Source organism: Candidatus Omnitrophota bacterium (assembly GCA_040755155.1).
GTDB lineage: Bacteria > Hinthialibacterota > Hinthialibacteria > Hinthialibacterales > Hinthialibacteraceae > JBFMBP01.
In genome coordinates this window covers 19383-37137 of sequence record JBFMBP010000048.1, presented here as the reverse complement: position 1 = coordinate 37137, position 17755 = coordinate 19383, and the positions used below count along the sequence as shown (strand labels likewise).

At 50.8% G+C, this 17755-nt stretch carries 17 protein-coding genes; 6 read left to right on the top strand and 11 right to left on the bottom strand.

All coding sequences use genetic code 11. The annotated features are described in order from the left end of the window. The first annotated feature begins 160 nt into the window (after window positions 1-160). Window positions 161-1297: a PQQ-binding-like beta-propeller repeat protein gene (locus tag AB1656_05975; GenBank protein ID MEW6234916.1), complete on the top strand. Its 1137-nt coding sequence runs from the start codon at window positions 161-163 to the stop codon at window positions 1295-1297. Here the strand turns inward: AB1656_05975 and AB1656_05970 are convergent. The 8 genes from AB1656_05970 to AB1656_05935 form a co-directional block, all read right to left on the bottom strand. After that, window positions 1279-2508, bottom strand: a complete 1230-nt coding sequence (locus AB1656_05970; protein ID MEW6234915.1) for an NTP transferase domain-containing protein — start codon at window positions 2506-2508, stop codon at window positions 1279-1281. The genes AB1656_05975 and AB1656_05970 overlap by 19 nt on opposite strands. 172 nt (window positions 2509-2680) lie before the next feature. Beyond that, on the bottom strand, window positions 2681-3100 hold the full coding sequence (locus AB1656_05965; protein MEW6234914.1) for a PIN domain-containing protein: 420 nt from the start codon (window positions 3098-3100) through the stop codon (window positions 2681-2683). Window positions 3101-3104: 4 nt separating this feature from the next. Further along, complete coding sequence (locus AB1656_05960) at window positions 3105-3332, bottom strand: hypothetical protein (protein ID MEW6234913.1); 228 nt, start codon at window positions 3330-3332, stop codon at window positions 3105-3107. Window positions 3333-3599: 267 nt separating this feature from the next. Further along, window positions 3600-5222 (bottom strand): hypothetical protein, encoded by a 1623-nt coding sequence (locus AB1656_05955; GenBank protein MEW6234912.1) that lies wholly within the window; start codon window positions 5220-5222, stop codon window positions 3600-3602. Between the two features lie 207 nt (window positions 5223-5429). Next, on the bottom strand, window positions 5430-6044 hold the full coding sequence (locus AB1656_05950; protein MEW6234911.1) for a prepilin-type N-terminal cleavage/methylation domain-containing protein: 615 nt from the start codon (window positions 6042-6044) through the stop codon (window positions 5430-5432). A gap of 151 nt (window positions 6045-6195) precedes the next feature. After that, window positions 6196-7560: a glutamine synthetase family protein gene (locus AB1656_05945; protein MEW6234910.1), complete on the bottom strand. Its 1365-nt coding sequence runs from the start codon at window positions 7558-7560 to the stop codon at window positions 6196-6198. Window positions 7561-7722: 162 nt separating this feature from the next. Further along, complete coding sequence (locus AB1656_05940) at window positions 7723-9168, bottom strand: aldehyde dehydrogenase family protein (protein MEW6234909.1); 1446 nt, start codon at window positions 9166-9168, stop codon at window positions 7723-7725. Window positions 9169-9414: 246 nt separating this feature from the next. Further along, window positions 9415-10581: an iron-containing alcohol dehydrogenase gene (locus AB1656_05935; GenBank protein MEW6234908.1), complete on the bottom strand. Its 1167-nt coding sequence runs from the start codon at window positions 10579-10581 to the stop codon at window positions 9415-9417. Between the two features lie 430 nt (window positions 10582-11011). On the opposite strand from AB1656_05935, the gene AB1656_05930 reads away from it, so the two are divergent. The 5 genes from AB1656_05930 (at window position 11012) to AB1656_05910 (ending at window position 14851) form a co-directional block, all read left to right on the top strand. Beyond that, window positions 11012-12322, top strand: a complete 1311-nt coding sequence (locus AB1656_05930) for an MFS transporter (protein ID MEW6234907.1) — start codon at window positions 11012-11014, stop codon at window positions 12320-12322. A 53-nt stretch (window positions 12323-12375) separates the two neighbouring features. After that, the gene (locus tag AB1656_05925; protein MEW6234906.1) at window positions 12376-12570 is read left to right on the top strand and encodes a hypothetical protein; all 195 of its coding nucleotides are present in this window, start codon (window positions 12376-12378) and stop codon (window positions 12568-12570) included. Beyond that, on the top strand, window positions 12567-12836 hold the full coding sequence (locus AB1656_05920; GenBank protein MEW6234905.1) for a type II toxin-antitoxin system RelE/ParE family toxin: 270 nt from the start codon (window positions 12567-12569) through the stop codon (window positions 12834-12836). The genes AB1656_05925 and AB1656_05920 overlap by 4 nt, the downstream gene beginning before the upstream one ends. A 191-nt stretch (window positions 12837-13027) precedes the next feature. Beyond that, a complete protein-coding gene (locus tag AB1656_05915; protein MEW6234904.1) occupies window positions 13028-13795 on the top strand; it encodes an inositol monophosphatase family protein in 768 nt (255 codons plus the stop codon). Window positions 13796-14134: 339 nt separating this feature from the next. Continuing rightward, window positions 14135-14851 carry a uracil-DNA glycosylase gene (locus AB1656_05910; protein ID MEW6234903.1) on the top strand — a complete coding sequence of 239 codons (717 nt, stop codon included), beginning with the start codon at window positions 14135-14137 and terminating at the stop codon, window positions 14849-14851. Between the two features lie 287 nt (window positions 14852-15138). On the opposite strand, the gene AB1656_05905 is transcribed toward AB1656_05910, so the two are convergent. The 3 genes from AB1656_05905 to AB1656_05895 form a co-directional block, all read right to left on the bottom strand. Further along, the gene (locus tag AB1656_05905; GenBank protein ID MEW6234902.1) at window positions 15139-15477 is read right to left on the bottom strand and encodes a P-II family nitrogen regulator; all 339 of its coding nucleotides are present in this window, start codon (window positions 15475-15477) and stop codon (window positions 15139-15141) included. Window positions 15478-15526: 49 nt separating this feature from the next. Beyond that, entirely contained in the window at window positions 15527-16864 is a 1338-nt protein-coding gene (locus AB1656_05900) for an ammonium transporter (protein ID MEW6234901.1), read from the bottom strand. 506 nt (window positions 16865-17370) lie between these two features. After that, entirely contained in the window at window positions 17371-17709 is a 339-nt protein-coding gene (locus AB1656_05895; protein ID MEW6234900.1) for a P-II family nitrogen regulator, read from the bottom strand. Window positions 17710-17755 lie beyond the last annotated feature (46 nt).

Sequence of the window (17755 nt, the reverse complement as noted above, 5' to 3'; positions counted from 1 at the left end):
AAAAAGAGATAGGGAGACTGGGAGACTAAGAGACGATAGGCGTAGAGAGGGTCGAGCGAAGAGATCCCCACTGGAGGCGACGGGACGGCAAATCCCCCAGTCTCCCTGTCCCCAAGTCCCATAGTCTCACAGTCGCAGGATTTCATCGAGGATATAAATCATGACAGACGGCAAAATCACCAGCGCATGGCATACAATGGGCGGGAACAACAGCCGCGCCGGACGCGCCGCTTGCGCATTCACCCTCGCGCCTAAAGCCGCTGGACAACGCCGCGCCGAGGGGCGCATTAAGGCTTCGCCCGTTTTTTCCGACGACGGAGTTATGTTCATCGCCGATATGACCGGTCTTGTGTTGGCATTCCCGCCGGAAGACAAGCCGCTCTGGGAAAAACGGCTGGACGCCGGCATCTTCGCTACGCCCGCCGTGGGCGATGGCGTTCTTTACACCGCGACGACGTCAGGCCGCGTCTACGCGCTGAACGCCGCTGGCGGCGATGAAATTTGGAATGTCCAGATTCCCAGCCCCGACGATCCGCGCATCCTTTCCGATCTGTTGCTGCTTCCTCAGTTTTCTTTGCTGATCGCCAGCAGCTGGGGCAAGCGCTTTGCCGCTCTCGACGCGCAAAATGGACAAGAGCGCTTTTCCTGGAACGCGGGGACGAATCCCTATTCCGCCGCTTCCACCGACGCCAGCGGCGCCATATATTCTCTGCGCGCGGAATGGTCGCAATCCGGCCCCAATGGAACCCGGCTGGTCCGCGTCGAGCCTCAAACCGGTAAGGAATCCTCCCTTTTCTTCGATGAAATCATGGACCAATCCGCAACAATCCATTCCGTCGCCGCCGCTCCCGTCATCGACGACGAACGCAAAACCGTCTGGTTTGTTACCCTTTCCGGCCGCGATTCCATGCTGCGGAGCCTCTCGCTGGAGACGGGAAAAGAACAAGTCCGCCTGCCGTTTCAAGGCCGGATTACGGCCCCTCCGGCTATCCTGCCGGATGGAGGAATAACCGTAGCCGATATGCGCGGAGTGATTCACAATTTCGATAACGGCGGAGAGCGCCGCTATCGCTACGATACGGGGGCGGATTATCTTTTGAGCGGGCCGGTATGCGACGCGGAGGGCAATATTTTCGTGGGAGACGTCGCTAGCTGCGTGCACGCCATATCCCCGCAGGGCGTGGGCGCCATCGTATTCGAGACAGATCGGAGCATCGAAGCGCGGCCCGCGTTCGATCCATCGGGACGGCTCATCGTCCCTGCGGCGGATGGAACGATTTATTCGTTTTCGGCTTGAGATGCAGTAGAATCTCTTCTCGCCCGTCCTTCGATGCGCGCCAATTCCTCCACCGTGTTGAAGCCCATCACGTCGTAATCGTCGGGCATCCGTGACGTTACGACGCGATAGCCGCTGTCGTGGTTTTGCGAAACCAGGTAATGGGCGGCGTCCGTGAGATAGAGTTCCCCCTGCGCGTTATTCGGCTCCAATTTTTCCGTGGATTCGTACAAAGCGCGGGATTGAAAGATATAGAGAGAAAGATTGACCTCTTCGCAGCGTTCTTCGATTTCCGATCCTAATAGTTTCATTGTTTCCGATATGGAAAAATAAGGATCGCAATCCCGCAGCAAACGTCTTCCCTTCTCTTTGGAAATCCATTCTTCCGTCTCCAAAACATCGCCGAATGCGCCCAGAATTTTGCGCAATTTTTGCGGACGCGGCCAATAGGATAACGCTCGTTCCCAAAACGCCTTCGCTGGGACCGGATCGGAAGGCCAATGTACAAAATCGTAAATCAGCCGCTTCAACACGATATCCGGCTTTTCTACGATGGCGCATACACCACCCGATTCACCCAATGCCACCCGCCCTGAGTCCGGCCACGCCGACTTAGAGGCGGTCGTCAACGTCAAATCGGGACGCCGCGCCTGATGATTCTCCAATAGTCGCTGCAATCCGTGCGCTGTGACATATTTATCCCCCATCGTTACGACGACGTCGCCTTCATAGTCCATAAACTTCAAATAACGCGACGCCAAACGGCAGGCGTGCCCCGTACCCAAGGGCGCGTCCTGATATAAATACGTTACGCCATCTTCCGCGCCGATGCAGCGCAAAACATCCTTGTATCCCACTCCCACGATAAGGATAAAATCCTTCAATCCAAACGACCGGTAGGTTTCCATCGCCAGCCGCAACGCCGGATGGCCGCCGATGGGACTAAGTACTTTTTGTTGAATTCCCTCGCCCATGCGCGAGCCTTTTCCCCCCGCCAGAATAACGACGACCGGCTTATCCGAACGCGGCGCAATCGTTCTCATGGGCAGGGAAGCCATCCCGCGAATTTTTTCTTCCAGCGAGGACGGCTCTTCAGGCAGCGATTCGATCGGCGCCGCATCCCAACCTTTTTCCTCGCCGGAAAAATACCCTGCGCTTAAAATATCTTCGCATAATTCAGGATAAAGAGCCTTCATCAATCCTGAAGAAAATGCAATGGTTTCTCTAGCCATCTGCGCCTCAACCCGCCTCATCGGGAGAATAGAAAACCGTCATGAAACTTTCCTCTTGGCATTGCACTATAGAGAATTTTGCAGGCGAATGAAACCCCGCCCAGCCCTTTTTCAAGAAAACGGAGCGCTCCCATCGGAAGCGCCCCGATCATACTGATTTGTAAATGGAAATTTACTTTGGCAAGGCCTGGCTCAAATCAATCCACTGGAGAGGAAGGCTCTGGAGGTTGCGAAAATCCGGATCGGTGGTTACGAAGAGTTCGCATTTATGCTTGACGGCGATGGCAATGTGAATGGCATCGACGGTTTTAAGATTATCGGCATGCGCAATGTCGAATGCATCTCTAAAAACGGATTCAGATGCGGGAAGCCATAAAGCTTGCGCAAAGGCATTATCATAGACTTCAATAAGGTCTAACCGTTCTTGGCGATGCGGTTTTAGAAGAACCTCAAGAAAAACCAAATCGGAAAAGGCAAGCATCCACTCATCGTTCTCCAACGAAGCGATTTTCTCGTCAACAATTTGCTGATATGCTTCCTTCCCTTCGCATTGGGCGATCCATACCGCGGAATCCACATAGGCGATCTTCATCCGTTTACCCTCGCAGTTCGCGAAGGTCGCGAAGAATCTCTTCATGGCTACGCCGCGGAAAATCCAGAGCGTTGGCTTTCGCGAGTGCTTTCTTGATGTCGGACCATCTTCCTTTGCCCGTATGGCGAATTTCCGCTTCGCGCATCTCCAAAATAACCTCGTCCCCTGGTTTAAGCGCCGGAGATTTAACGCGCAACACTCCTTGTTCGGTCACTTCAGCGGTGAGAATCATGGTATTTCCTCCTCAGTATGTTCGTTTACTTGTCGAGAAATCGCATTTCTTATCGTCATCAATCGAGGGAAAGTTTCCTAATAGTTACACGATTTAGTATACCGTAACGAGGAAAGGCGTCCAATAGAATGCGAAGGAAACGCGATAACCACATAAAAAAACGTAAAAAAAACTCTGTTCGTCGAGGTTAACGAACAGAGTTGTAAATTGATCCTTAACTTTTTATTTATTTCTTTTAACAACGAAACCAACAAGAATCGAAGCTTACTAATACAACGGCCATTCGCTGACATCGGTGCTGACAATACCCCAAATAGCGACTTCGTCAATAGCCCAGAACCAGCTTCCCGTGCCCATATTCAACCAGCTAATAACGACTTTCGATTGATTGTCGGCCTTTTCCAGCCGGTATCTTTCGGATCGTTTGCTTTCCACATTGTCATCATTAATGCGTCCGGATATGTACGGCGCCATTTCGCTGAAAGACATGCCCGACTGCGCCGCCAGCGTCAAATCGCCATAGGCGAAAGAAGTGCCGTCGGCGATCCCTGAGAACGTTGCGTCGCCGTCGATAGAACCGTCCGCGTTGTATTTCACGTCCGCCGTTTTGGTTTTATCGTCCAACATATAGACGATCGGCAGCCACTTGCCTGTTACCTCGCCCGAAGCGGATAAGGAACCACCATCAACGTTATATTCCACTGCGCCGATATTATCCTGGTTCTGAATATAGGAACTGTTGAAAGTCAGCTCCACATTCTTAATATTGCTCAGGTCGAGCACTGGCGAGAAAAGATGCGCTTCTACGTAGGGATCGATGCGGTCGGATTCATGGTAAAGGCTATTGCCGTTTATTATCGGCACATTAACCCGATTGTCGCCCTGAGCGGCGAGTTCGTCGTAAGTTACGGCTCCCCAAACCGTGAACGCGGCTAAAGGATCGGAAGCGGCGGCGGCATCGTTAAAGTTGACTTGCGTCCAGCCCGAGGGTAATTGCCCGGAAGGCGTCGATTCAAAATCTTCGAAGAAGATCGGCCATTCGCTTGCATCCGCGCTTTCAATACCCCAAATGGCGACGTCGTCAATAGCCCAGAACCAGCTTCCCGTGCCCATGTTCAACCAGCTGATAACGACTTGGGATTGATTGTCGGCCATTTCCAGCCTGTACTGCTCGGATCGTTTACTCTCCGCATTATCATCATTGATGCGTCCGGAGATGAACGGCGCCATATCGCTGAAAGTCATGCTCGACTGCGCGGCCAGCGTCAAATCGCCATAGGCGAAAGAAGTGCCGTCGGCGATGCCAGCGAATGTGGAGTTGCCGTCGATAGAGCCGTCCGCATTGTATTTTACGTCCGCCGTTTGACCTTTATCGTCCAACATATAGACGATCGGCAGCCACTTGCCCTTGACTTCGCCCGCAGCGGACATGGAACCTCCGTCTACGTTGTATTCCACGGCGCCAATGTTATCCTGGTTTTGCATATAAGCGCTGTTGAAAGTCAAGACGATGTTCTTATACTTGCTCAAATCGAGCACCGGCGAGAAGAGATGCGCTTCTAGGTATGGATCGATGCGGTCGGATTCATGGTAAAGACTGTTGCCGTCTATGACCGGTACATTAACCCGGTTGTCGCCTTGAGCGGCGAGTTCGTCGTAAGTTAAGGCTCCCCAAACCGTGAAAGCGGCTAAAGGATCGGAAGCGGCGGCGGCATCGTTAAAGTCGACTTGCGTCCAACCCGCGGGCAATTGCCCGGATGCTGTCGATTCGAAATCTTCATAGAAGATTTGTTTTAAACCGGCGGGAGGATTGACGGGATCCCCTAAACAGGCTGGAGCCGCCACGATGAATAAAACCGCGATTAATAGCATATTTCTATTAAATTTCATATTTCATTTTCCTTTCTTTTCTTTTTTCCCCAGCGGCCAAAAACGCTTGTTGATTGGACTTCATTTTTTTCTATGCATCCCGATCCTCCTCTCAATAGACATGGTTTATCTAAAACATCCCGTTTATAAAGCGGTCTTTTAAAGAGGTACGAACGTATAGCCTTACAATCCTGCTATACGATTATCGATTTCACTTGACGAAATAATTCAATTGCAAGCGGATCCCATTCTATCCTTGCCCCAATCCAGAACGATGCAGCCGGACATGTAATCGCCGCCGAACGTGAAAATATTGCCGCTTGATTTCAAGCCGTTCGTCGCATCGTATCTATCCATATCCGTAAAGAAAGGAAATGGATCGTGGCTGCTGTTGTCGTCGAGAAGATCGGGGCCGTAGCTCATCAAACTATACGCGTGTTTGCGATTGGCTCCCTGATTGTCAGATCCGCTCCCCATCTCGTAATCGTCCCGCCCCTCGGCGGCGTAGGCGTTGCCCGTTTGACTGATATAGAGGCGCATCTTGCGGTTGACGAAGGGATCGTGCGGCAGGGCGCTCATATAAGAAATGGGCGTAGTGAGTTTGAACAGGCCGCATTCCTGGTTCATATAGTTATCCAAATCGTGATCGCCGGGATAACTATTGTTCTCCAGCAAATACATCTCCAACGCTGTTCCCAGCGATTTATGATCGGATTGAACTTTCGCGATTCTCGCCCTCATTTGTGCATTTAAAAAATTGGGCACGGCAATGGCCGCCAAAACGCCGATGATAGCCACAACAATCAGAAGTTCAATCAACGTAAATGCTCGCCTTCCAGTCATCAAACAACTCCTTCGCTTTTTAATTATGATTAAATAATTATATATAATTATTAACAAAAAACTAACGATATTCTAACAATTAATCTCTTTTTTTCATTTAAATTTTATATCCTCTCCATGCCGGTTTGGTTTTGATTTGGTTTGAATTCGGTTAGATGCGTTCGAAATACCGCCGCCGTTCCCAGTCCGTCACCGATTCGTCGAAGGCTTGGCATTCCCATCGCGCTAAGCGGACGTAATGATCGACGACTTCGTCGCCAAAAGCCGTTCTGGCCATGCAGCTTTGCTCCAAATGGTTTGCCGCCTCCTTCAATCCCATTGGAACTCTTTCCAGAGAATCGTCCTGATAGGCGTTTCCCTTATAGGGATCTCCGCTATCGAGTTCTTCCTCGATTCCCGCTAGTCCAGCGGCGATAGCGGCGGCATAGGCCATGTAGGGATTGGCATCGGCGCCTGGCATCCTGTTCTCGATGCGGTAGGAAGAGCCATGTCCAATTACGCGGAAGCCGGTGGTGCGGTTATCCTCTCCCCACGCGATTTTCGTCGGAGCGAAGGAGTTGGATAGATAACGTTTGTAGGAATTCACCGTCGGAGCATAAAAAAGAAAACATTCCTGCGTATATCGCAAAAGGCCGCCCAAAAATTGGCGGAATAGGGTAGAACCAGTTTTCTTCCGTTTATCCCAGAATAAATTATTCTTACCTGATTCGTCGCAAACGCTGACATGCAGATGAAAACTGGAACCAGCGGCTCCCGCCTCCGGTTTGGCCATAAACGTAGCGCGGGCGCCGTTGAGCCAAGCGATTTCCTTTACGCCGTTCTTGTAAACGGCGTGCCGGTCCGCCATTTCCAAAGCGTCCGCATACAGCAGGTTGATCTCATGCTGCCCTTTGCCCCATTCGCCTTTGCTGAACTCCACTGGAATATTCGCGCCGTTCATGCCATTGCGGATTTGACGAATAACGTCCTCATCCGGCGTTGTACCCAGAATATGGTAATCGATCAAGTAATCCGTGGAAGGCGAATGGGATTCTCCTCCATGACATCCGCATCCATCCTCATTGTCTCGAAACAGATAAAACTCCAGCTCCGATCCCATCATGGGATGCAGTCCCTTTTGTTTCGCCCGATCGATTTGCCGCCGCAAAATGGCGCGGGGCGATTGAACCACCGGCCCGCCCGCTTCCCATTCCAAGTCGGCGAATACCAACGCCGTCGCTTCCAACCACGGAATCAGCCGCAATGTCGCCATATCAACGACGCCATGAAAATCGCCGTAGCCTTTTCCCCAGCTCGCCATCTCGAAGCCGGAAAGTGGATTCATCTCCATATCCACGCTTAGCAGGTAATTGCAGGCTTCCATACCCTGCGGCAGGATATACTCCAAGAAATGCGCCGCCGTCACCCGCTTTCCCATCAACCGTCCGTAATGATCGGGAAAAACGGTTACTATAGTATCGACGGCTCCGTTTTTGACCAGCTTTCGCAACTCATCCAGCTTCAAAGGACCATTCATATTTTACACTTCCGAGGCACAAACAAAATAGAATAAATCCGCTTTAAAATTCTCCCCCCAAGTTTGGGGGGAGTTAGAGGGGGGTTGATTTTAATAGACTTAAATAAACCCCCTCCCAACCTCCCCCAAACTTGGGGGAGGAGTAATCAAATTACGCCCCGCTTATCCCAAAAAGATAAAGACGTTTTTCACTTCGGTGAAAGCAGCTAAGCCATGCATTCCCAAATCGCGGCCAATGCCGCTCTTCTTAAAGCCGCCGAATGGAGCTTCCATAAATACGCTCGAACTGCAATTGACGCCCATAACGCCGGATTGCACCTGCTTGGCTGTCCGCAGCGCCCGATTGATGTTATTCGTCCAGATGGAGCCGGAGAGGCCGTATTGCGTTCCGTTGACCTGCCGGATCATTTCGTCCTCATCCGTAAAGGGTATCACATTCAGTACCGGACCGAATATCTCCTCTTGCGATATGCGCATATCGTTCGCTGCATTCGTGAAAACGGCGGGACGGATATAAGAGCCTTTGGCGTAAGCGCCCTCGGAAAGAATCTCGCCGCCATAGGCCAGCGTCGCCCCTTCCTTTACGCCCAATTCGATATAGCCGCGCACCGTCTCCCGCTGCTTCATGGAAACCATCGGCCCGATCTCCGTGGCGTCGTCCAACGGATCGCCGATGACGGTTTTCTTGGTTTGATCGATAAAAGCTTCGACGAATTGATCGTAGACGGATTTTTCCACAAAGGCGCGGCTGCGGGCGCAGCAATCCTGCCCGCAATTACCAAAAACGCTGAGAACGGAATTGCGCGCCGCCTTCTCCACATCGGCGTCGGCGAAGACGATATTGGGCGATTTTCCGCCTAATTCCAGCGCAACGCGTTTGATGCCTTCCGCCGCTGTTCTCATGATCTCCTGGCCGGTTACGGTTTCTCCCGTAAAGGAAATTTTGTCCACGCCGGGATGAGCGACCAGCGCAGAACCGGTTGTCGAGCCGGGGCCGGTGATGAGATTGAATACGCCTTCGGGAAATCCCGCTTCCTGCGCCAACCGCGCCAGATGCAAGGCGGAAATCGGCGTATAGCTCGCGGGCTTCAAGACCACGGCGTTTCCCGCCGCCAACGCCGGAGCGACCTTCCAACAGGCCATTGGAAAGGGAAAATTCCACGGTACAATGCACGCCGCCACGCCGATGGGAACGCGCAGGGTAAAGTCCAAACCCTGTTTGGATACGGGAATGGTCTCGCCGAAAAACTTGGTAACCGCTCCCGCGTAATATTCGAAGCAATAGGCTCCAGCGCCTACTTCGTCCCGCGAATCGCGGATGGGCTTTCCAACATTGAGCGACTCATCCCGCGCAATCTCCTCCAGATTCTCGCGAATCAGCGCGGATAGTTTATAAAGGACGGCGGCGCGTTCGGATGCCAACATACGCGGCCAAGGACCTTCGTCGAACGCCTTGCGCGCCGCCATGACGGCGGCGGCGGCATCTTCCGGTCCGCCCTTGGCGGCCAAAGCCATCGGCTGAGTAATCGCCGGATTCATTACTTCGAACGTCTCGCCCGACTGGGCGGCAATCCATTTTCCATTGATGAATAGATCGTACTTTTTCATCGTCGAATCCTTTTTCTGCAATAAGAATAATAAGAAATAGCGTTAATGTCCTATTTATTAATGGGTATCTTGCGCTTCAATCGAAATTTCGCTGGATGAATCGGGTCGCATAACCCATAAATTTTTCTACCTCTACAATTCAAGGGCAAAAACAACATTTCCCCTTGCCACCCATCCGTAGGATGAATCGCGTCGTTTGACCCAACATTTTCATCATTCATCATTCATCACTCATCATTGTCATTATCACCAACTCTCGCGATAAAGCGCCAACAAATCCTCTTCCGTACATTTTCGCGGATTGGTGAGATGGCAGGAATCCAAAAACGCCTTCTTTGCCAGATTCAGCAACCCTTCTTCGGGAACGCCGCAATCGCGCAACCTGGCGGGAATACCGATGCGCTGGTTCAAATCGGTGACGGCTTCGATAGCCCGTTCGGCAGCTTCCAGCGGCGGCATCCCAAAAGTATTGAATCCAAACAATCCGGCGGTTTTGGCGTATTCCTTCGCCGCCGCTTCCTTATTGAAGCGCATCACGGCGGGCAGGCAAACCGCGTTAGCCAAGCCATGATTCAAGCCGTATTCCGTAGATAGAGGATGCGCCAACGAATGAGCCGCTCCTAAATCCTTTTGAAACGCAATCGCCCCCATGCTGGCGGCGATCATCATATAGCCGCGCGCTTCGATGTCGCTCCCATCGCGCACCGCCCGTTCCAGATAGCGGATAATCAATTCCAATCCGCCCACAGCAATAGCGTCGCAGAGGGGATGAAAGAGAGGCGCCACCAGCGATTCCAGGTTGTGGGTAAAAGCATCCATTCCCGTGGCCGCCGTCAAGTGCGGCGGCAGGCCGACCGTCAACTCAGGGTCTTCTATGGCGCGTTTGGGCAACAGCAGCGGGCTAAAAATAACGATTTTCCGTCCCAATTCCGGAATCGTGATAACGGCGCTGCGCCCCACCTCGCTGCCGGTTCCCGCCGTCGTGGGAATGGCGATAATTGGCGCCAGCGGTCCCGTGATGAGCTTATACCCTCCCGCCTGCGCTTCGTACCTCGCTAGAGGCCCATCATAAGCGACGCGCACAGTTACGGCTTTGGCGGCGTCCAGCGAGCTGCCCCCGCCTAGGCCGATGACGCCGTCGCAACCCTCGCTCTTGAATATTGAACCGGCTTTTTCCACATCGTCTTCCAGCGGATTGGGATGCACATCGGAGAAAAGTGCGAAAAGGACGCCCTTCTCTTTCAACGCCGTCTCCGTCTTTGCGAAGGCTTCCGTCTTCAGCAATACCGCATCCGTAACCAAAAGTGGTTTTCGAACGCCGATTTCCTGAAGACATTCCGGCAGCGACTTAATAGCTCTCGGTCCAAATATAATAGTTGTGGGAAAAGAAAAGCGAGTGATCTCGGTAAACACGCAAGCGCCTCCCTTGTCAAAAGCCTAGATTCTCCGTTCGTGGCAAAAAACGGAGTGAATGTACGAACATCCTATTATGAAAAGTCCCCCAATCCAAGCGCATTCAATAATCCTTTAATAGAAAATTATTCCTCTCCAATCCAATTCTGTTTTTATAAACAAACGACTTTTCACTCGTTTATCATCCGTAAAGTCTGTTTTGGTTATAATTCCGTTAAGAATCCCACCGCTCTTCTCGAACTTGGCGCAAACGCTTGATCCTCAATGAGCAGTATAGTAGAGTGATTCAACGCTCTATTTTTAAATTATATTGAAATGGTTTTATAGATATATAAATGGCTTGAGGATATTTTTTTTAAATTGTTTTCTTTCAACGGCAGATAGAACTTACCTTGGGAGTCGCTCCCTTTACGGGAGCGTGGATTGAAACATGGCCGAAGTATTAACCCGCGAACAAAGGAATTGGCGTATTCGCATCTTCATCGTAACTTGGCTCGCTTATGCGGGCTTTTACCTTTGCCGCAAAAACCTGGGCGTCATTGCGCCCCAATTGAAGGAAATGGGGCTGACCGATTTCCAATACGCCAATATCATCTTCGGCTACAGCCTGCTTTACGCTATCGGCCAATTTATCAACGGCGTTCTCTCCGATCGCTTCGGACCGCGCTTTATTGTCGGAATAGGCTTGCTTCTTGTTATCGCATCCAATATTTATATGGGATTTATCGGGACTTTTTTTACCCTTCTTCTTGTTTTGAATTGCTTCAACGGCATAGGACAATCGACGGGTTGGTCCGGTTTGGTGAAAAACATGGCCACGTGGTTCCGCCGGGAGGAACGAGGCGTGGTCATGGCCTGGTGGGGGACGAATTACGTCTTGGGCGGCTTCATCGCCACAGGCGTCGCCACCTATTTCGCCTACGATCTGCCTTTTTTCGCTTCGTGGGGATGGCGAAGGGGGTTCTGGTTTCCGGCAATACTTCTCTCCGTCATTCTGCTCGTTTATGTCTTATTCGCTCGTAATAAACCCTCGGACGCGAGCTTACCCGATTTCCCTGAAGACGATGAACATATCCAACAAGCCGCCGCATCCAATACGCCAGCGATGACGAGTCAAAACCAGGTTTCCTGGGATATTTTTCTCGAAGTTCTTTCGAAACCCACCGTGTGGATAATCGCCATCATGTATTTCTTTTTGAAATTGACGCGCTACGCCTTCCTTTTCTGGCTGCCCATCTACATGACGGAACGTCTAGGCTATAGCGGCCAGGCGGCGGGATACACTTCGTCCGTTTACGAGTTGATCGGTTTCACCGGCGCCGTAAGCGCAGGTTATCTCTCGGATAAACTATTCGGTTCGCGCCGCTTTCCCGTCGGATCGCTCTTCTTGTTTGGTTTGGGAATCGCGTTTTTCCTCCATCCTACCCTGGCGGGTTTTGGACCTCTTGGCAACGCCATCGGCATCTCTTTGATCGGCTTCCTGACGTATGGGCCGGATACTCTGATGACCGGCGCGGGCGCCCAGGACGATGGCTCACAGCGCGGCGCCGCCACGGCGGCGGGCTTTATTAACGGCGTGGGATCGACGGGACAACTTTTATCGGGATACATCGTCGCCTACGTAAAAGAAGCCTTCGGATGGGACGCGATCTTCCACCTCTTCGTCATCTTTGCCTTCGTAGGCGCCGCTCTATTGGCTGTGAAATGGAATTACCTTCCCAACCGCCCGGCGGAGAAGTAAAATTTCGGCGATAGCCGAGTTTTGGCATTATTCGATTCAAGCGAGGATGGAAAATGGCTTATCCATACGCCAAAGAATTCATAACAGACGCCAAAGGCCATATCGTAAAGGTCGTTATCGATTGGGAAGAGTATCTAACTCTTATCGAAGCCCTGGAAGATGAAGGACTGTTGAGGGCGATGAAAGAAGCCAAAAATGAAATTCCCTTATCCCTCGATCAAGCATTGCGGGAACTTGAAAAAGAATGAAAGTATCATACAACCCCGCCTTTTTAAAAGATATTAAATCTTTAAGAGGCGCTCCAATTTATGAAAAAATCAAAAACCTATCCTTTTTTAAAATCCCACAATATATTGATATAAAGGATATTCCTAACTTAGTCAAAATAACGAAATCAGATAATGCCTATCGCATTCGCGTTGGAGATTACCGAATTGGTGTAAGATACAGGGGAGATTGTTTAATTTTCGTTCGTTGCCTGCACCGAAAAGAGATATATCGCTATTTTCCATAACCTGCAGATGCCAAGGGATGAGTGGCAAACGCAATGTATTTTTGCTTTTTAAATTATCGGAATCAGGAGGATCTGCATTAGCAGGATTTTCAGGAGAAAAGATAAAAATCCTAGTAATCCGTACATCATGGATATCCTGATTCTGACAATATCTTATTCGCTAGTTCGAAATTCCAGGAGATGCAACCTTTATGAAAGAACTACTAGCCTTCGCCATCGAAATGGCCGAAAACGCGGGCAAGATTATCCTTCAATATTATCAAAAAGAGATACAAGTCGATTCCAAACCCGATAACTCCCCCGTTACCATCGCCGACCGTTCCGCCGAGGAATTTCTGCGGGCGGAAATCGGCAAGCGCTTTCCCGACGACGCCATCCTTGGCGAAGAATTCGGCGTCAAAGACGGCCATTCCGGCTTCCGCTGGATTCTCGATCCCATCGACGGAACCAAATCCTTCGTGCGCGGCGTGCCGCTCTTCGGCTGCATGATCGCCTTGGAACGGGACGGCAAAAGCCTGCTTGGCGTGGTGCGCTTCCCGGTGTTGGGCGATACGATAGCGGCGTTGTCTGGCGAGGGTTGCTTCCTCAACGGAAACCGATGCCGCGCCTCCCAAACCCGCGAGGTATCCAAAGCCTCCATCATGATGCAGCCGCCTAATGCGATTATGCGTTATCAAGGAGAAAAAGCGCTCTTGCGCTTGCTGCGCGATACCGGCGTTCAATATACCTATGCGGATTGCTACGGCTTTCTTTTGGTGGCCGCGGGCCGCGCCGACGCCATCTACGAACCGAAAATGAATATTTGGGATACGGCTCCCCTTTTCCCTATCATCGAAGAAGCCGGAGGCCGCATATCCAGCCTGGACGGCGACCGCGCATTGACAATGAAAAATTCCCTCGCCTCCAATGGAATTTTGCACGAAGCCTTATGCGAGATTCTTAGAAACAATGCTGAATAATGAATTTTTAATAGCGCATATTACGCAACCTGGGAGCGCGGGCGTCCCGCCCGCAAGTTGGAGCAACCGATCCAACGCAGCGCATAGGTTTTATTTTTCGTTGCGTTTTCGAATCACGAAACCGCAAAAAGGCGCGAATTCCACGAAATTTTTGAATCACGGATATCGCGGATTCTTTCGGATTTCACGGAAAAATCCTTTTATGGCATGATCCTAAGCGTTATTTGATTTTTATGTTTTTTTCGTGGTTTTCTTTTACCTTTCGCGTGTTCGTGATTCAATACGAAAGTAAACCATTTTCCTCTTTTTTCTTCGCGCGTAGCATGAGTTAATAAAACAATGAATCCAGCGCCTCTCTCCCCCGTCGAAGCCACGCAAATCTTCCTGGAGCAACTCTCCGCTCTAGGCGTGAAAACGCTATATCTCTCCGACGAGGCGCAGAAAGCGCTTCATCCCGCTTCCCCGAAAGAACTCCTTGACGCGCAAAAAAAATCGCTGGCCGATTGCCAGCTCTGCAAACTCTGCAAAGGCCGCACCCAGGTCGTCTTCGGCCAAGGCAATCCCTCCGCCTCGTTGGTCTTCGTCGGCGAAGGCCCCGGCGAGGATGAAGATCGGCAGGGAGTCCCTTTTGTTGGCCGCGCCGGGCAACTTTTAACGAAAATGATCGAAAACGGCATGGGAGTCAAACGCTCGGACGTCTACATCTGCAACGTCGTCAAATGCCGCCCTCCCGGCAACCGCAATCCCGAATCCGACGAAATCGCCGCCTGCGAGCCGTTTCTCCATGCGCAGTTAGCCGTCATCAAACCGAAAGCCATCATCGCCTTGGGCAAATTCGCCGCCCAAACCCTGCTCAAAACCCAAGCGCCGATTTCGCGGCTGCGCGGCCATTGGCATGAATATCAAGGCGTCAAACTCATGCCCACCTTTCATCCCTCCTATATCTTGCATTTGCCTCCTGAAAAACAAAAACAGGAAAAAGAAAAAATATGGGAAGACCTGCAATTGGTCATGAAGGAACTAGGTTTGAAAAGACCTTCCTCTTCGGAAACCTAGAGCCATTTTTGTATGAGTATTAACGTTTCCAATTAATAACTATGTTACGTATATTCATCTCTCGCCTATTGGGCTGATCTATACCCAGAAGTCGAAGGGAAGATCAAGGGCAAAAAAAAATTGTCCTTGCCACCCCCAATTATTCTTTTTTACGTTTTTCATTGAGCATAACATGATTAAGATCGAACAAGAAAAAAGGGCGAGACGCCGTTTCGCCCTTTTTGCTGTTTTTTCGTTTTTGATGATGAGGAAAACGCGTCTTACCCTGCTTTCGATTGGAGTTCTTTTTACAAAGCTTCTTCGGATCGCTCGCCGGTGCGGATACGGATGGCGTCTTTCAAATCGTAGACGAAGATTTTGCCGTCGCCGACCTGCCCGGTATTCACGGCGCTGCGAATCGTATCGATGACGCGCTCGGTCATTTCCGATTTGCAGGCGATTTCGACTTTTACTTTGGGTTGAAAGGCGATGGTATATTCGCGTCCGCGATAGATTTCCTGGTGTCCTTTCTGGCGTCCGAAACCCCGTACTTCCGTGACTGTCATGCCTACGACACCCAGTTCTTCCAACGCCAGGCGCAGGTCTTCCAATTTGTGAGGACGAATGATGGCTTCGATTTTATTCATCATTTTCATCTCCATTTATTTTTTTCTAATAGCCTTCAATCTCGATAGTTTAATGGCTGGTTGGACTCATGCCAGGAGAAAAGAAGTTATAGGCCACTTCGCCGTGTTGGCTCAGATCCATTCCCGCCACTTCATCTTCCACTTTCACTCTTAAGGGAGTAATCATACCCACAATTTTCAGAATAATGAATGTTCCAATTCCGGCGTAAGCGATGGTCGCCGCGACGCTCACGAATTGCAGCCAGAGTTGGGTGGGATTGCCGTAGAACAATCCGTTGGTTCCACCGGCGGCTTCGCTGGCGAAAAGTCCCGTGGCGAGGGCGCCCCAGGTTCCACCCAAGCCGTGTACGCCGAATACGTCCAGCGTATCGTCGTATCCAAACCGTTTTTTAATGGTATTGACTCCGATATAACAGACGATGCCCGCTCCGGCGCCGATCCATAGAGAAGAGCAGACGCTGACGAAACCGGAGGCGGGAGTAATGGCGACCAATCCAGCGACGGCCCCCGTCGCGGCGCCCAGGATAGTAGGCTTGCCGTGGAATATTTTTTCGATCAGCAGCCAGGTGAGAGCCGCTGTGGCGGCCGCCGTGTTCGTCACGCAGAATGCAAGGCCCGCCAACCCGTTAGCGGCGAGGGCGCTGCCTGCATTAAATCCGAACCATCCAAACCAGAGCAAAGAAGCGCCGATCAGAGTAAAGGGTAAATTGTGCGGCGGGGTGATGGAATGAGGATACCCGTGCCGCTTACCGATAACGAGGATCGTAACCAATGCGGAAACTCCGGAACTGATATGAACGACGGTTCCGCCTGCAAAATCAAGGGCTTTCAAACCCTTCGGCCCCATCCAACCCCCGCCCCACACCCAATGGCACAAGGGATCGTAGATCAATGTCGTCCAAAGGAGCGAGAAGAGGACGAAGGCGGAAAAACTGATGCGTTCCGCATAAGCGCCGGTAATCAAACCCACGGTTATGACGGCGAACATGCACTGGAACATGGCGAAAACGAGTTGGGGTATAGTTCCATTGGCGTCTGGTCCCACTCCGTTGAAGAAAAGATGTCCCAAGCCGCCTATAACGCCGCCTTGCGTAGCGCCGAATGATAACGTGTAACCGATAACAACCCACTGAACGCTAACCAAGCATAAGCAAAAGAAACTGTGCATTAACGTTGTCAATACATTGCGTTGATTGACCAGACCGCCATAAAACAAGGCTAAACCCGGCGCGGTCATGACCATGACCAACAAAGTGGATGTAATGATCCACGCCGTATCGCCGGAATCGATTTTCGCCGCTTCTTGCGCTAGGACGGGCAAGGAAATGACGCCGGCTAACATCATACCGGCCATTAAGATTAAACCTCTCCGAGTCCAACTCATCATCGAATCCTCCATTGTGTTGTAAAGTGCAAGGATGAAACGACGCCGGATGTTCTTAGCGTCTGTTCCATCGTGAACAATATAAATTGTTCAACAATAAACATGCCATGCTTTCAAACTAGGATAAATTTACCTAACTGCAATAGAGTGAAGGGATTTGATCGATGACGATTTTATGGTTTCTTTTTGAACCGTATAAAAATATACAATGAGACTGATTAAACCTGAGCAATATGCTCAAATACAGACAAGAACGGCCCGGCGATTGATCGAATCCCCCGGGCCGTTCTTCTTTTATTAGCGATCTGAAAATTGCGATTATGAACTCATGTTTCGCATTTCCATTCCCTCGCCCTCTGGGAGAGGATTAGGGTGAGGGATTAAGTCGATTAATATCTTCCTTCACCTAACCTCTCTCCATCTTGGGTAAGGAATTGGGGAAAAAAATTCATAAGAAAAAGGCCTTCGCGCGTAACATGAGTTTCTAATCACTGGCCGCTAATCGCTGCCTATAAGGCTTCTTCCGCCCTTTCGCCGGTGCGAATGCGCACGGCGTCCACGATGTTGTAAATGAAGATTTTGCCGTCGCCGACCTGGCCCGTAGCGACAGTCTGGCGAATCGCATCTACGATTTTTTCCGTCAGGTCTTTTTTGACGGCGATTTCCACTTTGATTTTAGGTTGAAAAGCTACGGTATATTCTCGGCCGCGATAGAGTTCGTGATGGCCTTTTTGCCTTCCGAATCCCCGGACTTCGCTCACCGTCATTCCCGTAACTCCAAGTTCTTCCAAGGCGACTCTGAGGTCGTCTAATTTATGAGGACGAATGATCGCTTCGATTTTAATCATGATGGTTTATTGCCTCCATTACGATTTTCCTTCTTTTTTTATCCGA

What these genes read in the sequence shown, in the direction of transcription:
- AB1656_05910 (MEW6234903.1), top strand. Translation starts at nt 14,135, where the DNA reads ATGAATCCAGCGCCTCTCTCCCCCGTCGAAGCCACGCAAATCTTCCTG.
- AB1656_05925 (MEW6234906.1), top strand. Translation starts at nt 12,376, where the DNA reads ATGGCTTATCCATACGCCAAAGAATTCATAACAGACGCCAAAGGCCAT.
- AB1656_05950 (MEW6234911.1), bottom strand. Translation starts at nt 6,044, where the DNA reads ATGACTGGAAGGCGAGCATTTACGTTGATTGAACTTCTGATTGTTGTG.
- AB1656_05960 (MEW6234913.1), bottom strand. Translation starts at nt 3,332, where the DNA reads ATGATTCTCACCGCTGAAGTGACCGAACAAGGAGTGTTGCGCGTTAAA.
- AB1656_05970 (MEW6234915.1), bottom strand. Translation starts at nt 2,508, where the DNA reads ATGGCTAGAGAAACCATTGCATTTTCTTCAGGATTGATGAAGGCTCTT.
- AB1656_05955 (MEW6234912.1), bottom strand. Translation starts at nt 5,222, where the DNA reads ATGAAATTTAATAGAAATATGCTATTAATCGCGGTTTTATTCATCGTG.
- AB1656_05915 (MEW6234904.1), top strand. Translation starts at nt 13,028, where the DNA reads ATGAAAGAACTACTAGCCTTCGCCATCGAAATGGCCGAAAACGCGGGC.
- AB1656_05945 (MEW6234910.1), bottom strand. Translation starts at nt 7,560, where the DNA reads ATGAATGGTCCTTTGAAGCTGGATGAGTTGCGAAAGCTGGTCAAAAAC.
- AB1656_05905 (MEW6234902.1), bottom strand. Translation starts at nt 15,477, where the DNA reads ATGAATAAAATCGAAGCCATCATTCGTCCTCACAAATTGGAAGACCTG.
- AB1656_05900 (MEW6234901.1), bottom strand. Translation starts at nt 16,864, where the DNA reads ATGATGAGTTGGACTCGGAGAGGTTTAATCTTAATGGCCGGTATGATG.
- AB1656_05965 (MEW6234914.1), bottom strand. Translation starts at nt 3,100, where the DNA reads ATGAAGATCGCCTATGTGGATTCCGCGGTATGGATCGCCCAATGCGAA.
- AB1656_05895 (MEW6234900.1), bottom strand. Translation starts at nt 17,709, where the DNA reads ATGATTAAAATCGAAGCGATCATTCGTCCTCATAAATTAGACGACCTC.
- AB1656_05975 (MEW6234916.1), top strand. Translation starts at nt 161, where the DNA reads ATGACAGACGGCAAAATCACCAGCGCATGGCATACAATGGGCGGGAAC.
- AB1656_05920 (MEW6234905.1), top strand. Translation starts at nt 12,567, where the DNA reads ATGAAAGTATCATACAACCCCGCCTTTTTAAAAGATATTAAATCTTTA.
- AB1656_05930 (MEW6234907.1), top strand. Translation starts at nt 11,012, where the DNA reads ATGGCCGAAGTATTAACCCGCGAACAAAGGAATTGGCGTATTCGCATC.
- AB1656_05940 (MEW6234909.1), bottom strand. Translation starts at nt 9,168, where the DNA reads ATGAAAAAGTACGATCTATTCATCAATGGAAAATGGATTGCCGCCCAG.